Origin of the sequence: Microbacterium sp. No. 7, assembly GCF_001314225.1 — a bacterium.
In the GTDB taxonomy this organism is placed as follows: Bacteria; Actinomycetota; Actinomycetes; order Actinomycetales; family Microbacteriaceae; genus Microbacterium.
Genome location: NZ_CP012697.1, coordinates 2,464,491 through 2,480,962 on the forward strand (window position 1 = coordinate 2,464,491; position 16,472 = coordinate 2,480,962).

At 72.8% G+C, this 16,472-nt stretch carries 14 protein-coding genes; 2 read left to right on the forward strand and 12 right to left on the reverse strand.

The genetic code is table 11. The features are described 5' to 3' along the window. Positions 1 to 33 precede the first annotated feature (33 nt). From era to lepA, 12 genes are all read right to left on the reverse strand, one after another. Positions 34 to 930, reverse strand: a complete 897-nt coding sequence (gene era / locus AOA12_RS11390; RefSeq protein ID WP_054682827.1) for a GTPase Era — start codon at positions 928 to 930, stop codon at positions 34 to 36. Positions 931 to 978: 48 nt separating this feature from the next. Next, positions 979 to 2,301 (reverse strand): hemolysin family protein, encoded by a 1,323-nt coding sequence (locus AOA12_RS11395; RefSeq protein WP_054682829.1) that lies wholly within the window; start codon positions 2,299 to 2,301, stop codon positions 979 to 981. Next, positions 2,298 to 2,768: an rRNA maturation RNase YbeY gene (ybeY, locus tag AOA12_RS11400; protein ID WP_054682831.1), complete on the reverse strand. Its 471-nt coding sequence runs from the start codon at positions 2,766 to 2,768 to the stop codon at positions 2,298 to 2,300. The genes AOA12_RS11395 and ybeY overlap by 4 nt, the downstream gene beginning before the upstream one ends. Then, the gene (locus tag AOA12_RS11405; RefSeq protein WP_231637245.1) at positions 2,765 to 3,793 is read right to left on the reverse strand and encodes a PhoH family protein; all 1,029 of its coding nucleotides are present in this window, start codon (positions 3,791 to 3,793) and stop codon (positions 2,765 to 2,767) included. The genes ybeY and AOA12_RS11405 overlap by 4 nt, the downstream gene beginning before the upstream one ends. Positions 3,794 to 3,845: 52 nt before the next feature. Beyond that, positions 3,846 to 4,193, reverse strand: a complete 348-nt coding sequence (locus AOA12_RS11410) for an HIT domain-containing protein (protein WP_054682836.1) — start codon at positions 4,191 to 4,193, stop codon at positions 3,846 to 3,848. A 43-nt stretch (positions 4,194 to 4,236) separates the two neighbouring features. Next, positions 4,237 to 5,031, reverse strand: a complete 795-nt coding sequence (locus tag AOA12_RS11415) for a 16S rRNA (uracil(1498)-N(3))-methyltransferase (protein ID WP_082406184.1) — start codon at positions 5,029 to 5,031, stop codon at positions 4,237 to 4,239. 7 nt (positions 5,032 to 5,038) lie between these two features. Then, a complete protein-coding gene (gene dnaJ, locus AOA12_RS11420; RefSeq protein WP_054682838.1) occupies positions 5,039 to 6,151 on the reverse strand; it encodes a molecular chaperone DnaJ in 1,113 nt (370 codons plus the stop codon). 42 nt (positions 6,152 to 6,193) lie between these two features. Beyond that, positions 6,194 to 7,234, reverse strand: coding sequence for a heat-inducible transcriptional repressor HrcA (gene hrcA, locus AOA12_RS11425; protein ID WP_054682840.1), 1,041 nt, complete (start codon positions 7,232 to 7,234; stop codon positions 6,194 to 6,196). 96 nt (positions 7,235 to 7,330) lie between these two features. Continuing rightward, the gene (hemW, locus tag AOA12_RS11430; RefSeq protein WP_054682842.1) at positions 7,331 to 8,548 is read right to left on the reverse strand and encodes a radical SAM family heme chaperone HemW; all 1,218 of its coding nucleotides are present in this window, start codon (positions 8,546 to 8,548) and stop codon (positions 7,331 to 7,333) included. Continuing rightward, positions 8,548 to 9,198, reverse strand: a complete 651-nt coding sequence (locus tag AOA12_RS11435; RefSeq protein WP_054682844.1) for a DUF1990 family protein — start codon at positions 9,196 to 9,198, stop codon at positions 8,548 to 8,550. The genes hemW and AOA12_RS11435 overlap by 1 nt, the downstream gene beginning before the upstream one ends. 40 nt (positions 9,199 to 9,238) lie before the next feature. Next, positions 9,239 to 9,718 carry a DUF1990 family protein gene (locus AOA12_RS11440; protein WP_054682845.1) on the reverse strand — a complete coding sequence of 160 codons (480 nt, stop codon included), beginning with the start codon at positions 9,716 to 9,718 and terminating at the stop codon, positions 9,239 to 9,241. Position 9,719: 1 nt separating this feature from the next. Beyond that, complete coding sequence (gene lepA, locus AOA12_RS11445; protein WP_054682847.1) at positions 9,720 to 11,633, reverse strand: translation elongation factor 4; 1,914 nt, start codon at positions 11,631 to 11,633, stop codon at positions 9,720 to 9,722. A 213-nt stretch (positions 11,634 to 11,846) separates the two neighbouring features. On the opposite strand from lepA, the gene AOA12_RS11450 reads away from it, so the two are divergent. Both AOA12_RS11450 and AOA12_RS11455 read left to right on the forward strand, forming a co-directional pair. Next, positions 11,847 to 14,699 (forward strand): ExeM/NucH family extracellular endonuclease, encoded by a 2,853-nt coding sequence (locus tag AOA12_RS11450; protein WP_054682849.1) that lies wholly within the window; start codon positions 11,847 to 11,849, stop codon positions 14,697 to 14,699. 124 nt (positions 14,700 to 14,823) lie between these two features. Further along, positions 14,824 to 16,425, forward strand: coding sequence for an SPFH domain-containing protein (locus tag AOA12_RS11455; protein ID WP_054682852.1), 1,602 nt, complete (start codon positions 14,824 to 14,826; stop codon positions 16,423 to 16,425). Positions 16,426 to 16,472: the final 47 nt, after the last annotated feature.

The following is a 16,472-nucleotide window of genomic DNA, read 5'->3' on the forward strand; positions in this document are numbered from 1 at the left end:
CACGGCGACCGGCTTCCATGAGGTGCGGCCGCGTCAGAATCCCAGGCGGCCGAGCTGCTTGGGGTCGCGCTGCCACTCCTTGGCGACGCGCACGTGCAGCGCGAGATAGACGCGCGTGCCGACGAGGGGCTCGATGCCCGCGCGGGCGCGCGCCCCGACCTCCTTCAGCCGCGAGCCCTTGCGCCCGATGATGATCGCCTTCTGGCTGTCGCGCTCCACGACGATGTTCGCGTAGACGTCGGTGAGGTCGGAGTCCTCGCGCGGCGCGACGTCGTCCACCGTCACGGCGATGGAGTGCGGCAGCTCGTCGCGCACGCCGTCGAGCGCCGCCTCGCGGATGATCTCGGCGATGCGGTCCTCGAGCGACTCGTCGGTGACGACGTCGTCGGGGTACAGTGCGGGACCCTCCGGCATGAGCCTCAGCAGCTCATCGGCGAGCACGTCGAGCTGGTCATCGGTCACCGCCGAGAGCGGGATGACGGCGTCCCAGTCGTCGCGCAGGCTGTCGACCTCCATCAGCCGCTCGACGATCTCGTCGCGCCCCGCCGCGTCGGCCTTCGTGACGATGGCGACCTTCCGCGCCCGCGGATACCCGTCGAGCGACGCCGCGATGCGCCGGTCGCCCGGGCCCACCTTCTCGGTCGCCGGCACGCAGAAGCCGATGACGTCGACATCGCCCAGCACCTGCTCGACGAGGTCGTTGAGGCGCTGGCCGAGCAGCGTGCGCGGCCGGTGGATGCCGGGGGTGTCGACGATCACGAGCTGACCGCCCGGACGGTTGACGATGCCGCGGATCGCCCGGCGCGTGGTCTGCGGCTTGTCGCTCGTGATCGCCACCTTCTGCCCGACGAGCGCGTTCGTGAGCGTCGACTTGCCGACGTTGGGTCGCCCCACGAACGTCGCGAACCCGGCCCGTGTCGTCTCGGCCATCGCACTCCCTCTCCGCGTCACAGCTCGGTCGAGTCTACTGACGCACCGTCAGGGCAGGATGCCGATCTCGCCCGTGCGGGGCGCGGCGTGCTCCAGCGCGGCCTGCAGGTCCTTGAGCTCGTCGGTCGCCTCGACGAACACCGTCTCGAGGCCGCGCCCGCGGCCTCGCGCGGTGCCGCCGGTGAGGCGGAGCCCGCCGTGCTCGGCGGTCACGCCGGGCAGGGGCACGCGGCCGAGCACCTTGCCGAGCAGTCCGCCGATGGAGTCGACGTCCTCGTCCTCGAGCTCGATGTTGAACAGCTCGCCGACCTCGTCGAGAGCCAGGCGCGCGCTCACGCGGTAGCGTCCGTCGCCGAGGTCGACGATCTCGCGGGGACGCGAGTCGTACTCGTCCGCGATGTCGCCGACGAGCTCCTCGATGAGGTCCTCCAGCGTCACGAGCCCCGACACGCCGCCGTACTCGTCGACGACGAGGCACACGTGCACGGCATCCTTCTTCATCTGCTGCAGCAGCGCCTCGGCCTTCATCGACTCCGGCACGAACACGGCCGTGCGCGCGACGCGGCTCACCGGCACGTCGCGCCACTGCGTCTCGTCGCGGAACGCGAACTGCACGAGGTCCTTGAGGTACACGACGCCGACGATGTCGTCGGCCTCGGCGTCGGCGACCGGGATGCGCGAGACGCCGCGGTCGAGGAACAGGGCGAGCGTCTCCTGCGTCGTCGCGCCCGCCTCGACCGTCACCATGTCGGTGCGCGGCACCATGACGGCGCGCACGTAGGTGTCGGTGAACTCGAACACCGAGTGGATGAGCTCGCGGTCGTCCTCCTCGATGAGGTCGTGCGAGGCGGCCTCGTCGACCATGCTGAGCAGCTGCTCCTCCGACGCGAACGAGGTGCCGCGGGCGATGCCGGGCGTGAGCCGGTTGCCGAGGATCACGAGCAGGTGCGCGAAGGGGCCGAGCAGGATGCGCGCGCCGCGCACGATCGGCGCGGCGCCGCGCAGCAGGCCCTTGGCGTGCTGGCGGCCGACGCTGCGCGGGCTCGCGCCGACGAGCACGAACGTGACGGCGGTCATGATGACGGCGGCGGCGAGCATGGCCCACCAGATGTTGTGGAACAGCAGCGTGAACGCGACGGTCACGAGCACGGCGGCCGTCGTCTCGGCGAGGATCCTGATGAAGACGACCGCGTTCGCGTGCGCGTCGGGATCGGCGGCCACGCGTCCGAGCGCGCGGCGGTTGCGGCCCGAGAGCGCGAGGTCGGTGAGATCCTGTCGCGAGGTGACGCTCAGCGCGGCGTCGAGCGCCGCCATCAGCCCGCCCAGGGCGACGAGCAGCGCGGCCGCGACGAGCAGCAGGACGGGGGTCATGATCGCCGACGGTGCCGCTCGGCGGCGTGGAATCCGACGATCAGGTGGCGCTGCAGGCCGAACATCTCGCGCTCCTCGGCGGGCTCGGCGTGGTCGAAGCCGAGCAGGTGCAGGAGGCCGTGGGTCGTGAGCAGGATGAGCTCGTCGAGCGTCGTGTGGCCCGCCTGCTGCGCCTGGGTCTCCGCGACCTGCGGGCACAGCACGATGTCGCCGAGCAGCCCCGGCGGCGTGGGCTGCTCCTCGGTGCCGGGGCGCAGCTCGTCCATCGGGAAGCTCAGCACGTCGGTGGGGCCGGGCTCGTCCATCCACTGCACGTGCAGCGCCTCCATCGCGCCCTCGTCGACGAGCAGGATGGCGACGTCGGCGTCGGCGCTCACGTGCAGCTCGGCGAGGTTGTGCTCCGTGAGACGCAGGAGCACCGTCTCGTCGACGGCGACGCCCGACTCGTTGGTGATCTCGATGGTCATGAGCGTCCCCGTCCTCGCAGGTGGTCGCGCGGTCCGCGCGCGCGGTCGGCGGCGCGCCGCTCGACCCGGTTCGCGAACTCCGACGCCTCGTCGCGCTCGCGGCGGGCGGCGAGCCTTCGCTCGTCGTACTCCGTGTAGGCGTCGACGATGCGGCCCACCAGTGTGTGCCGCACGACGTCGTCGCTCGTCAGGAAGGCGAAGTGGATGTCGTCGATGTCCTTCAGCACGCGCGTCACGAGCCGCAGGCCCGAGGCGCCCTCGGGCAGGTCGATCTGCGTGATGTCGCCCGTGACCACCATGCGGGTGCCGAAGCCGAGCCGGGTCAGGAACATCTTCATCTGCTCGGGCGTCGTGTTCTGCGCCTCGTCGAGCACGACGAACGAGTTGTTCAGGGTACGCCCGCGCATGTACGCCAGGGGCGCGACCTCGATCGTGCCCGAGGCGATGAGCCGGGGCACGACCTCGGGGTCCATCATCTCGTTGAGCGCGTCGTAGAGCGGGCGGAGGTACGGGTCGATCTTGTCGGTGAGCGTGCCGGGCAGGAAGCCGAGCCGCTCCCCCGCCTCGATCGCGGGGCGGCTGAGGATGATGCGGTCGACCTCGCGGCGCTGCAGCGCCTGCACGGCCTTCGCCATCGCGAGGTAGGTCTTGCCGGTGCCCGCCGGGCCGATGCCGAAGACGATCGTGTTCTCGTCGATGGCATCCACGTAGGCCTTCTGGCCCGCCGTCTTGGGACGGATCGTCTTGCCGCGCGACGAGAGGATCGCCTCGCCGAGCAGCTCGGACGGCCGCGGTCCGCCGTCGACGCTGAGCAGGCGGCCGGATGCCGCGACGTCCGACACGTCGAGCCCCTGGCCGGCGCGGGCCAGGGCGATGAGCTCGTCGACGAGCGCGCGGGCGCGCGCGACGGCGCCGGGGGCTCCCGTCAGCGTGATCTCGTTGCCGCGCACGTGCACCTCGACGTCGGGGTGCTCGCGCTCGACGGCGCGGAGGAGGCGGTCCTGCGGTCCCAGCAGCTGGACCATGGCGACGCCGTCGGCGTAGATGCGCACCGACTCACGGTCACCGTTCGAATCGTCAGAAGCCAACGAGCTTGTTCTCCTCGATGTCGCCGAGCACGTGACCGTGCACATGGAAGACGGACTGGCCGGCGCTCGGCCCGTTGTTGAAGATCAGGCGGTACTCGCCGTTCGCGTGCTCGACGGCGATGCGCTTGGCGACCGCGACGACCTCGGCGAGCAGCGCGGGATCGCCCGCGGCCAGCTCGGTGACGTCGCGGTACTGCTCGGTCTTCGGGATCACCAGCACGTGCAGCGGGGCCTGCGGGTTGATGTCGCGGATCGCGAACACGTTCTCGGTCTCGATGAGGATCTCGCCGGGGATCTCGCCCTGCAGGATGCGCGTGAAGATCGAGGGTTCGCTCATGCCTCTAGTCTATGCGGCGGGCACGCCACGGCGTCGAGCGGGATCACCACCGTCCCAGGCGGGCGTTGACGAGCGCGAGGGCGGCGGGGCCGGCCGTCGACGTGCGGAGCACCGTGTCGCCCAGGCGCACGGGCTCGGCGCCCGCCGCCCCGAGCAGGGCGAGCTCCTCGGGCGCGATGCCGCCCTCGGGGCCGACGACCAGCACGATGTCGCGGTCGTCCGCGAGCTCGACCCGCGAGAGCGGAGCGGATGCCGTGGGCTCCAGCAGCAGCACGCGCGCGTCAGCGACGCGCGCCGCGAGGTCTCTCGTCGACGCGGGCGCGGTCACGACGGGCAGCCACGCGCGATGCGCCTGCTTCGCGGCCTCGCGCACGATCGTGCTCCACCGCGCGACGCCCTTGGCGGCCTTCGCGGCGTCCCATCGCGACACGCTGCGCGCGGCCTGCCACGGCACGACCTCGTCGACGCCGAGCTCGGTCGCCGCCTGCACCGCCAGCTCGTCGCGGTCGCCCTTCGCGAGCGCCTGCACGAGCACGAGCCGGGGCGCCGGACGCGGCACCGACGCGGCGTGCGTGATCCGCACGGACACCCGCTTCGGCGCGACGTCGTCGACCTCGCCCGTCAGCCAGGCGCCGGCGCCGTCGCCGACCGTCACGGTCTCGCCCGCGCGCACGCGCCGCACGACCGCCGCGTGGTGCGCCTCGGCGCCGGTCAGCACGACGCGGTCGCCCGGAGCGGCGCCGGCGAGCGCGCCGCTCGGCGCGGTCCCGGCGTCCTCCGCGAGCGAGGCGTCCGCGCGGTCGAGCGTCGCGTCCTCGGCGAGGAAGTGCAGTGCCATCGGCGGATCAGGCGCCGCGGAAGCGATCGCGCAGCTTCGAGAACAGCCCCTGCTGGAACTGCGCGACCCGCGGCTCGGGCGCCTTCATCCGGCCGGCCAGCTCCTCGACGAGCGCGCGCGACCGGCCGTCGAGACGCGTGGGCGTCACCACCTGGACGCCGACGCGCAGGTCGCCGCGGTGCGTGCCCCGCAGCGGCGTGATGCCGCGGCCCTTGATCGTGAGCACGTCGCCGCTCTGCACCCCGGCGCGGATCTCCAGCTCGACGGGGCCGTCGAGGGCCTCGATCGTCGTCGTGGTCCCGAGGATCGCGTCGGGCATCGACACCTCGAGGGTCGCGAGCACGTCGTCGCCGTCGCGGCTGAAGACCTCGTGCGTGGCGACGGAGATCTCCAGGTACAGGTCGCCGTTGGGGCCGCCGGCGGGGCCGACCTCGCCCGATCCCGGCATCTGCAGGCGCAGCCCCGTCTCGACGCCGGCCGGGATGTCGACCGAGACGGTGCGGCGGGCGCGCACGCGCCCCTGCCCGGCGCACGACGTGCACGGGTAGGGCAGCGTCGTGCCGTAGCCCTGGCACGCCGTGCACGGCTGCGACGTGACGACGTTGCCCAGGAGGCTCCGCACGGTGCGCTGCACGTGGCCCGCGCCGCGGCAGATGTCGCACGTCGCGGGGTGCGTGCCGGGCTGCGTGCACTCGCCCTGGCACGTCTCGCACACGACGGCCGTGTCGACCTCGATGTCGCGGTGCGTGCCGAACACGACCTCGGACAGGTCGAGGGTCACGCGCACGAGCGCGTCCTGCCCGCGCTCCCGGCGCGAGCGGGGGCGTGCGCCGCCGCGGCCGCCCGCCGCCGCGCCGAAGAAGGCCTCGAAGACGTCGCCGAACCCGCCGAAGCCTCCGCCGCCGAACGGGCTCGAGTCGCCGCCGAGGTCGTAGCGCTGGCGCTGCTCGGGGTCGCTGAGCACGTCGTAGGCGTGCGTCACGAGCTTGAAGCGCTCCGCGGCGTCCTCCCCGGGGTTCACGTCGGGGTGCAGCTCGCGCGCGAGCCGCCGGTACGCCTTCTTGATCTCGTCGGGCGTCGCGTCGCGCGACACGCCGAGCACCTCGTAATGATCTGCCACGTTCGCCTTCCCTGTGCCCCGGCCCGGGGCACGTCACGTCGTCTAGCGGGCGCGCTCGTCGTCGTCGAGCAGCCGTCCCAGGTAGTGCGCGACGGCACGCACCGCCGCGAGGTTCGTCGGATAGTCCATGCGCGTGGGGCCGAGCACGCCCACGCGGGCGCGGGACGCCGTCGCCTCGTAGTCGCTCACCACGACCGAGGCCTCGGAGAGGCCGAACGGCTCGTTCTCGCGCCCGATGCTCGCGGCGAGGCCCTGCTCGTCGGCGACCATCTCGCTCATGAGGCGCAGCAGGGTCACCTGCTCCTCGATGGCCTCCAGCAGCGGGTAGATGCTGCCGCGGAAGTCGGACTCGAGGCGGGCGAGCGAGGCGCTGCCCGCCATCACGAGCCGGTCCTGCCGGAACTCCGCGAGCTCCTCGCCCACCGTGCGGGCGACGGCGCGCACGGCGTCGTCGATGCGGCCGGCCGGCGCGGGCTCGGCGACGAGCAGCTCGGCGATCGCGTGCGCGGCGTCGGCGACGCTGCGGCCGGTCACGAGCGCCGCCATGGCGCGCTTGACCGCGGCCGTCTCGTCGTCATCGAGCTCGTCGCGCAGCAGCATCATCCGCTGCGAGACCTGCCCCGTGTCGGTCACGACGATCACGACGACGCGGGGACCGCCGAGGCTCACGAACTCCACGTGCGTGACGTGCGCGCGCTCGAACGAGGGGTACTGCACGATCGCCACCTGGCCGGTGAGGCGGTTGAGCGTGCGCACGGTGCGCACGAGCAGGTCGTCGAGGTCGACCGGGTCGGCGAGGAAGGTCTGGATGGCCGAGCGCTGCGCCGTGCTGAGCGGACGCACCTCGGCGAGATGGTCGACGAAGACGCGGTAGCCCTTGTCAGTGGGGATGCGCCCCGACGAGGTGTGCGGGGCGGTGATGAGATCCTCGTCCTCGAGCTGCGCCATGTCGTTGCGGATCGTCGCCGCCGACACGCCGAAGGCGTGGCGCTCGACGATCGACTTGCTGCCGACCGGCTCGCGCGTGTCGACGAAGTCCTGCACGATGGCGCGAAGGACCTGCAGTCCGCGTTCCGAGACCATGACCCTCCTCCGGCGTCTCCGTGCCTGGCACTCTCGAGTGATGACTGCCAATTCTACCGCGCGCGCCGCACCGTCTCCTGTCAGGCGGCGCGGCGGTCAGGCGGTGAGCGTGCGCACGACGGCGTCGGCGAGCAGCCGGCCGCGCAGGGTGAGCACGATGCGGCCGCGCACGGCGGCGGCGCCGTCGACGAGGCCGTCGGCGATGAGCGACGCCACGCCGCGCCGCCCCGTCGCGGTCAGCTCCGAGACCGGCAGCCCCTCGGCGATGCGCGAGCGCAGCAGCACGGTCTCCAGGCGCCGGGCCTCGGCGTCCGGGGTCTCCCGGCCCGCCGCGGGCGACTCGTCCGCCGCGAGCCGCTGCGCGTAGGCGGCGGGGTGCCGCACGTTCCACCAGCGCAGCCCCGCGATGTGGCTGTGCGCGCCGGGGCCGTAGCCCCACCAGTCGGTGCCGCGCCAGTACGCGAGGTTGTGCCGCGACCGCTGCTCCAGGGTGCGCGCCCAGTTCGACACCTCGTACCACGCGAAGCCGGCGCCGCCGAGCAGCGCGTCGGCCAGCTCGTACATATCGGCCTGCAGGTCGTCGTCGGGCGCCGGCACCTCGCCGCGGCGGATCTGGCGCTCGAGCTTCGTGCCCTCCTCCACGATCAGCGCGTAGGCGGAGACGTGGTCGGGGCGCAGCTCGACGGCGGCCTCGAGCGACGCCCGCCAGTCGTCGAGCGTCTCCCCCGGCGCGCCGTAGATCAGGTCGACGCTCACGGCGAGACCCGCTCCCCGCGCCGCCGCGACCGCGCGCGCGACCGCGGCGGGGTCGTGCGTGCGGTCGAGCGCCGCGAGCACGTGGGGCACGGCCGACTGCATGCCGATCGACACGCGCGTGACCCCGGATGCCGCGAGCTCGGCCATCACGGCATCCGTCACGGTGTCGGGGTTCGCCTCGACGGTCACCTCGGCGTGCGGGGCGAGCCCGAACGCGTCGCGCACGCCGTCGAGCATGCGCGCGAGGTCGCCCGGGGGCAGCAGCGTGGGCGTGCCGCCGCCGAAGAAGACGGTCTGCGCCGCGCGGAGCGGCCCCGCCTCGGCGAGCACCCGGCGCGAGAGCGCGATCTCGCGCCGCACCTCGTCGGCGTACGCGTCCTGCCGCGCGCCGCGCAGCTCGGTCGCGGTGTAGGTGTTGAAGTCGCAGTAGCCGCAGCGCACGCGGCAGAACGGCACGTGCAGGTACACGCCGAAGTCGACGCCGGGATCGACGGCGATCCCGGCGGGAAGCGCGCCGTCGGGCGGCGCGGGGTCGCCGAGGGGAAGGGCCGCGCCCATCAGGACGGCGTCGCGTACATGGGCGACATCGCCCGCAGGTATCCGCGGAACAGCTGCTGGCGGCGGCGCTTCACGAGGGGCGGCAGGGCGCGGTACAGCGCGGCCACGGGCCGGTCGAAGGCGCGCACGCGGAACCACACCTCGTCGGTGTCGTGCCACTCGACGACGAACGACTCCTCGCCGCTCACGACGGAGTCGCCGATCGTGCCCAGCACGAATCCCACGCGCCGCGGCTCCTCGAACACCGAGATGACCCGCAGCCGCGCGTCGACGCGCATCCCGCCGAGCCGGCCGGCGAGGCGCAGCGACGTGCCCGCGGCGACGTACGGCGTGCCGTCGGCGTCGAAGCGCTGCTCGGTCTCGAGCCGCGACGGGGCGATGGGCGCGCCGTCGGCGTCGAAGCTCACGCCCGCATAGGCGGGACCGGCGGCGGGACGCACGTCGGCGAGCGTCAGGCCGGCGCCGCGCAGCGGCGTCCAGGCCAGCAGCGACTCGGACGACGAGGCGAACCTCTCGGCGCCGCTGCCGAGCTTCCACGCGGCCTCGGCGGGCACGCTCCGCTCGGGCGGATACATCATCAGATCGGCGGCCTGGCTCGCGCCGACCGCCGCGTAGTCGACGGTTCCCTGTTGGAAGTTCCCGCGGCGCATGGCCCCCAGCCTACGTGACGACCCTCGCGGCGCAACGCGCTCAGCGCGCGCACGCGGCGGTCTCGCGCACGATGCGCTGGTACCGGCGGAACACGTCGCGCTGCAGCAGGCGGATGGCCGGCGTGCCGAGCCGCCAGAACGGCGTCGAGGGCACCGACACGGAGCGCGCGGTGAAGACGCCGTCCTCGTCGATCGCGAAGGACTCCTCGCCGTAGAGCGGATGCCCGGGCCGGGTCTCGTAGCCGAATCCGTGCTCCCCCGCCCAGACGACGCGCACGGGCTCGGCGAAGCGGATGCCGCCGAGCCGGGTCGCGAGAACCCCCTCTGCCCCGGGCTCGGGCGCCCCCGCCGGGGTCTCGAACCCCGCACGACGCTTGAACTCCCACGAGGAGATGAGCGCCGCGACGGCGGGGGCCGCCGACGGCGCGACCCGCACGGAGCACTCGGCGGCGCGAAGGCCCGCGGGCACCGCCGTGAGCGGACCGCGCGTGATGCCGCGCGGGTACGGCGGGAGCCGCACGCTACTTCTTGTCCTTGCCCTCGACGTCGCCCGACAGCGCTGCGATGAAGGCCTCCTGCGGCACCTCGACGCGGCCGACCATCTTCATGCGCTTCTTGCCCTCCTTCTGCTTCTCGAGCAGCTTGCGCTTGCGGGAGATGTCGCCGCCGTAGCACTTGGCGAGCACGTCCTTGCGGATCGCGCGGATGTTCTCGCGGGCGATGATGCGCGCGCCGATGGCCGCCTGGATCGGCACCTCGAACTGCTGACGCGGGATGAGCTTGCGCAGCCGCTCGGTCATCATGGTGCCGTACGAGTAGGCCTTGTCGCGGTGCACGATCGAGCTGAAGGCGTCGACCTTCTCGCCCTGCAGCAGGATGTCGACCTTCACGAGGTCGGCGGTCTGCGAGCCGGCGGGCTCGTAGTCGAGGCTCGCGTACCCCTGCGTCTTCGACTTCAGCTGATCGAAGAAGTCGAACACGATCTCGCCGAGCGGCATGTTGTAGCGCAGCTCGACGCGGTCCTCGCTGAGGTAGTCCATGCCGAGCAGCGTGCCGCGGCGCGACTGGCACAGCTCCATGACCGTGCCGACGTAGTCCTTGGGCAGCAGGATGCCGACCTTCACCACCGGCTCGGCGACCTCCGCGACGCGGCCGTCGGGGTACTCGCTCGGGTTGGTGACGGTCACCGTCTCGCCCGTGTCGGTGGTCACCTCGTAGGTCACCGACGGCGCCGTCGTGATGAGGTCGAGGTCGAACTCGCGCGACAAGCGCTCGGTGATGATCTCCAGGTGCAGCAGTCCGAGGAATCCGCAGCGGAAGCCGAAGCCGAGCGCCACGGAGGTCTCGGGCTCGTACTGCAGCGAGGCGTCGGAGAGCTTGAGCTTGTCGAGGGCCTCGCGCAGGTCGGCGTAGTCGCTGCCGTCGATCGGGTAGATGCCGCTGAAGACCATGGGCTTCGGGTCGGTGTAGCCCGCGAGCGGCTCGGATGCCGGCTTGCGCTGATTCGTGATCGTGTCGCCGACCTTCGACTGGCGCACGTCCTTGACGCCCGTGATGAGGTAGCCGACCTCGCCGACGCCGAGGCCCTTCGTGGGGATCGGCTCGGGGCTCGACACGCCGATCTCGAGCAGCTCGTGCGTCGCGCGCGTCGACATCATCTGGATGCGCTCGCGCGGCTCGAGCTTGCCGTCGACCATGCGCACGTAGGTGACGACGCCGCGGTACGCGTCGTACACGGAGTCGAAGATCATGGCGCGCGCGGGGGCGTCGGCGTCGCCGACGGGAGCGGGGATGCGCTCGACGATGCGGTCGAGCAGCTCCTCGACGCCGAGGCCGGTCTTGCCGCTGACGCGCAGCACGTCGTCGGGGCTGCCGCCGATGAGGTTCGCGAGCTCCGCCGCGAACTTGTCGGGATCGGCGGCGGGCAGGTCGATCTTGTTGAGCACCGGGATGATCTGCAGATCGTTCTCCAGCGCGAGGTACAGGTTGGCGAGCGTCTGCGCCTCGATGCCCTGCGCGGCGTCGACGAGCAGCACGGCGCCCTCGCACGCGGCGAGCGAGCGGCTGACCTCGTAGGTGAAGTCCACGTGGCCGGGCGTGTCGATCATGTTGAGCGCGAAGGTGCGCGCACCCCCGCCGGTCGAGCCCGCACCCTGGCTGGTCGAGCCTGCACCCTCGCTGGTCGAGCCCGTCGAGACCGACCACGGCATCCGCACCGCCTGGCTCTTGATCGTGATGCCGCGCTCGCGCTCGATGTCCATGCGGTCGAGGTACTGCGCGCGCATGTCGCGATCGGCGACGACGCCCGTGATCTGCAGCATGCGGTCGGCAAGGGTCGACTTGCCGTGGTCGATGTGGGCGATGATGCAGAAGTTGCGGATCAGCTCGGGCGGCGTGGCAGCGGGCTCGAGCGGCTTCAGGGCGCGCGGTGACATGTTCCGAGAAGTCTATCCGGCGGGCCGCCCGATCTCCTTCGCCGCGGTCACCGCTCCGACACCGGTCCGTGGCCGGGCGTTCACGGCCGCGCCCCCTGCCGCCCGGAATCGGCCGCTAGCGTCGCGTCCGTCTCATGCCGTCGCGCACGATGCGACGCGCCCCGACCCGATCTGCCCCCGACCCGATCTGCACCGACCCGATCTGGAGATGCCGTGTCCCACCCCACGAACGATCGAAGGCTCACCACCGCGCGAGCGCCCCTCGCGCGCACGCTCGCGACCATCGCCGCCGCGGCGACCGCGCTCGCGGGCGCCGTGCTCGCGCCGGCCGCGGCGACCGCCGCCGTCTCCCCCGACGCACCCGTCGTGATCAGCGAGGTCTACGGCGGCGGCGGCAACAGCGGCGCCGCGTTCAACCGCGACTTCGTCGAGCTCGCCAACGTCGGCGACGCCGACGTCGACCTGTCGTCGTACAGCGTGCAGTACGCCTCGGCCGCGGGCGGCACGTGGCAGGTCACGCCGCTCACCGGCGTGGTGCTGCCGGCGGGCGGGTTCCTGCTCGTCGGCCAGGCGTTCGGCAACAACACGGGCCTGCCCGGCTTCACCGCCGACGTCGACGGCTCGATCCCGATGAGCGGCTCGGCGGGCAAGGTCGCCCTCGTCTCGACGCAGCAGGCGCTGAGCGGCGCGACGGGGCTCGTCGGCCTCGACCAGGTGGTCGACTTCGTCGGCTGGGGAGGCGCGGGGCACTTCGCGGGCACCGGCGCGGCGCCCGCGACGACCAACGCCGAGAGCGTCGCACGCGACGCGACGCTGACCAACACCGCCGACAACGCGGCCGACTTCGCGAAGGGCGCGCCGACCCCGCAGGGCCTGCAGTCCGGCACCGAGGAGCCCGGCGGGCCGGAGGAGCCCGAGGAGCCGCAGGAGCCGGAGCTCGTCGCGATCGCCGAGATCCAGGGCACGGGCGACGCGTCGCCGCGCCTCGGCCAGACCGTCACGACGACCGGCGTCGTCACGGCGCACTACCCCACCGGCGGACTGAACGGCTACGTCGTCCAGACGCCGGGCACCGGCGGCGAGATCGACCTCGCGACGCACACGGCCTCGCACGCGATCTTCGTGTACGCGCCGGGCGGGCTCACGGGCGACGTCGCGCTCGGCGACACCGTCGAGGTCACGGGCGTCGTGTCCGAGTACTACGGCCTGACGCAGATCACGGCGACCGCGGGCTCCGCCCGCGTGATCGACGCGGCCGAGGCGCCGGTCCCGGCATCCATCGGCTGGCCCGCGACCGCCGAGGAGCGCGAGCGCTTCGAGTCGATGCTCGTCGCCCCGCAGGGCGCCTTCACGGTCTCGAACACGTACAGCACGAACCAGTACGGCGAGGTGGGCCTCGCCGCCGGCACGACCCCGCTGCGCCAGCCCACCGACCTCGCGCGCCCCGGCAGCCCCGAGGCGGCCGCGATCGCCGCCGACAACGCGGCCCGTGCCGTCGCGCTCGACGACGGCACGTCGATCAACTTCCTGAACGCCGCGAACAGCGGCCTGGTGCCCGCGTACGTGTCGCTCGCCGAGCCCGTCGTCGTCGGGGCGAGCGTCGAGTTCACGGCGCCGTTCATCGTCGACTACCGCAACGACACGTGGAAGCTCAACCCGACCCGCCCCCTCCTCGCCGACGGGTCGGGCGCCGACGACGTCGTCTTCGGCAACCCGCGCACCGCAGCGCCCGACGAGGTCGGCGGCGACCTGTCGATCGCGTCGTTCAACGTGCTCAACTACTTCACGACGCTCGGCAACGAGGATCCCGCGTGCGTGGCCTACACCGACCGCTTCGGCGACGGCGTGACGGTGCGCGAGGGCTGCGCGCAGCGCGGGGCGTGGGACGCCGACGACCTCGCCCGCCAGCAGGCGAAGATCGTCGAGGCCATCGGCGCGCTGGATGCCGACGTCGTCGGCCTCATGGAGATCGAGAACTCCGCGGCGCTCGGCGAGGAGACCGACGAGGCGACGGCGACGCTCGTCGCGGCGCTGAACGCCGCCGCGGGCGCCGAGAAGTGGGCGTTCGTGCCGTCGTCGGCCGAGCTGCCCTCGCCGGCGGAGCAGGACGTCATCACCAACGCGATCATCTACCAGCCCGCCGTCGTCACGCCGCAGGGCGCGTCGCGCGCGCTGGGCGACCAGAGCGGCGCGGGCCAGGCGTTCGGCAACGCGCGCGAGCCCATCGCGCAGGTGTTCGCGCCCGCCGCGGGCGGCGAGCCGTTCCTGTTCGTCGTGAACCACTTCAAGTCGAAGGGCTCGGCGGGCCCGTGGCCCGGCGACGCCGACACGGGCGACGGCCAGGGCGCGTCGAACGAGTCGCGCGTGCGCCAGGCGACGGCGCTGCGCGACTGGGTCGCCGCGGTGCGGGGCGACGTCGCGGCGGTCGCGCTGGCCGGCGACTTCAACTCCTACGGCCACGAGGACCCGCTGCAGGTGCTCTACGACGCGGGCTACGCGAACGCCGAGCAGGTCTTCGGCGTCGCCACGCCGTCGTACAGCTACCAGGGCCTGTCGGGCTCGCTCGACCACGTGCTGCTGAACGGCGCGGCGCTCGAGCGCGCGACGGGCGCCGACATCTGGAACATCAACTCGGGCGAGTCGGTGGCGCTGGAGTACAGCCGGTTCCGGTCGCACGGCATCGAGTTCTACGCGCCCGACGTCTACCGCTCGAGCGACCACGACCCGGTCGTCGTGGGGCTGACGGCGGGCGAGCTGCCCGTCGCGCAGGTGTCGACGACGACGCGGCTCGGCGCCCTGCTGCCGCTGCACGTCAACCGCATCCTGCCGACGACGCTCATCGCGACGGTCGCGACCGCCGACCGGACGGCGCCCTCGGGCGCGGTCGAGTTCCGCGAGGGCGACACGCTGATCGCGACGGTTCCCGTGCGCCACGGGCTGGCCACCCACCGGCTGGGCACCCTCTCGCGCGGCACGCACCGCTACACGGCGACGTTCGTCCCGAGCGACCCCGCCCTCTACGCGGGGTCGGTCAGCGACCCGGCACCGGTGCGCGTGCTCTTCTGAGCCGCGGCGGACGACGGCCTCGCCTCTCCGGAGGCGGGGCCGTCGTATTCCTGCCGTGTCCGTGCCACCACCGGAATGATCTGGCAGGGTGGAAAGGAAGAACGCCGAGAGAAGGAGGACCTTCATGGAGATCGCCGGTGCCATCGGCATCCTGGTCATCGTCGGGATCGTGGCCGTCGCCGCCATCATCATCCTGCTCGTGGGCCTGCTGTTCGCCCGCAGCTGGGTCAAGGTGGCACGCGCCGACGAGGCGCTGGTCATCTCGGGCCGCAAGCAGAAGGTGCAGGTCAGCACCCGCGCGAGCGACGGTTCGGTGAACCCATCGGTCGAGGAGTCGCCCGTCACGGTCATCGTCAACGGCAAGGCGCTCGTCAACCCCATCACGCAGCGTCACGAGATCATCTCGCTGCGCTCGCGCCAGGTCTCCCTCAACGCCGAGGCGCAGTCGCTCGACAACGTGACGCTCAACGTCGACGGCGTCGCGATCGTCAAGATCGGCTCCGACCCGCTGTTCGTGCGTCGCGCCGCGGAGCGCTTCGCATCGCAGGACAAGGCGATCGAGCAGTTCACGACGGAACAGCTCGAGGGCGCCCTGCGCGGCATCGTCGCAACGCTCTCGGTCGTCGAGCTGATGCGCGAGCGCAAGAAGTTCTCCGACCAGATCGCCGCCGAGGTCTCGCAGGAGCTGGCCGAGCAGGGCCTCATCCTCGACTCCTTCCAGATCAAGGGCATCACCGACCGCGTCGGCTACATCCAGTCGCTCGGCGCGCCCGAGATCCAGGCCAAGCGTCAGGCCGCCGAGATCTCGCAGACCAACGCCGACCGCGCGATCAACCAGCGCATGATCGCCAACAACGAGGCGAACCTCGTCGAGCAGACCGCCCTCGACACCAACACCGCCAACGCCGCGGCCGGCGTCGGCCGCGCCCGCGCCGAGGCGGAGCAGGCCGAGCAGCTCGCCCGCGCGCAGGCCGAGCAGGCCGTTCTGCAGCAGCAGGCCGAGAACCGGCAGGCCCAGCTGGATGCCGACGTCAAGCGCGTCGCCGACGCCCAGCGCTACGAGGCCGAGACGCGTGCGCAGGCCGACCTCTACACGCGCGAGCGCGCCGCCGAGGCCGCCGCAATCGAGCAGGTCAAGCAGGCCGAGGCACGCACCCGCATCGCCGAGCAGCAGGCGCAGGCCGACCGCGCCCGCGCCGCGGGTGAGGCTGCCGCCACCGAGGCGAAGGCCGCCGGTGAGGCCAACGCCCTGCGCGCCCAGGCCGAGGCGGAGGCAGAGGCGCGCCGCCTGCGTGCGAGCGCGGAGGCCGAGGCGATCAGGGCCGAGGGCGAGGCGCGTGCCGCCGCCGTCGAGGCGGAGGCGAAGGCCATCGCGTCGAACCAGGAGGCCTTCCTGTCGCAGCGCGTGCTCGAGGTGCTGCCGTCGATCATGGGCGAGTTCGCCAAGGGGTACGCGACGATCGGCAGCGTCTCGATCATCGGCGGCTCCGGCGAGGACGGCGCCTCCAGCGTCGTCGGCGGTGACAGCGCCAAGGCGATGCGGTCGGTGTTCGACAGCGTGAGCGCGGCGACAGGCCTCGACCTCGCCGCGATCATCCAGGGCCAGGCCGTCGGACGCGGCTTCGGGGCGGGCGCCGCGAGCGCCGCACCGGCGCCGGCTCACGAGGAGCGTCCGGCATCCGCCGGCGCCCTGCGCCGCTCCCCCGCTCCGGAGGAGGGCGAGTAGCGAGCCCTTCCCGTCACGCGCTGAGCGCGGCCGCCGGCGTGTGGCCG

Coding starts and splice junctions, on each gene's coding strand:
- era (WP_054682827.1), bottom strand. CDS start 930: ATGGCCGAGACGACACGGGCCGGGTTCGCGACGTTCGTGGGGCGACCC.
- AOA12_RS11395 (WP_054682829.1), bottom strand. CDS start 2,301: ATGACCCCCGTCCTGCTGCTCGTCGCGGCCGCGCTGCTCGTCGCCCTG.
- ybeY (WP_054682831.1), bottom strand. CDS start 2,768: ATGACCATCGAGATCACCAACGAGTCGGGCGTCGCCGTCGACGAGACG.
- AOA12_RS11405 (WP_231637245.1), bottom strand. CDS start 3,793: ATGGTCCAGCTGCTGGGACCGCAGGACCGCCTCCTCCGCGCCGTCGAG.
- AOA12_RS11410 (WP_054682836.1), bottom strand. CDS start 4,193: ATGAGCGAACCCTCGATCTTCACGCGCATCCTGCAGGGCGAGATCCCC.
- AOA12_RS11415 (WP_082406184.1), bottom strand. CDS start 5,031: ATGGCACTGCACTTCCTCGCCGAGGACGCGACGCTCGACCGCGCGGAC.
- hrcA (WP_054682840.1), bottom strand. CDS start 7,234: ATGGTCTCGGAACGCGGACTGCAGGTCCTTCGCGCCATCGTGCAGGAC.
- hemW (WP_054682842.1), bottom strand. CDS start 8,548: ATGGGCGCGGCCCTTCCCCTCGGCGACCCCGCGCCGCCCGACGGCGCG.
- AOA12_RS11435 (WP_054682844.1), bottom strand. CDS start 9,198: ATGCGCCGCGGGAACTTCCAACAGGGAACCGTCGACTACGCGGCGGTC.
- lepA (WP_054682847.1), bottom strand. CDS start 11,633: ATGTCACCGCGCGCCCTGAAGCCGCTCGAGCCCGCTGCCACGCCGCCC.
- AOA12_RS11455 (WP_054682852.1), top strand. CDS start 14,824: ATGGAGATCGCCGGTGCCATCGGCATCCTGGTCATCGTCGGGATCGTG.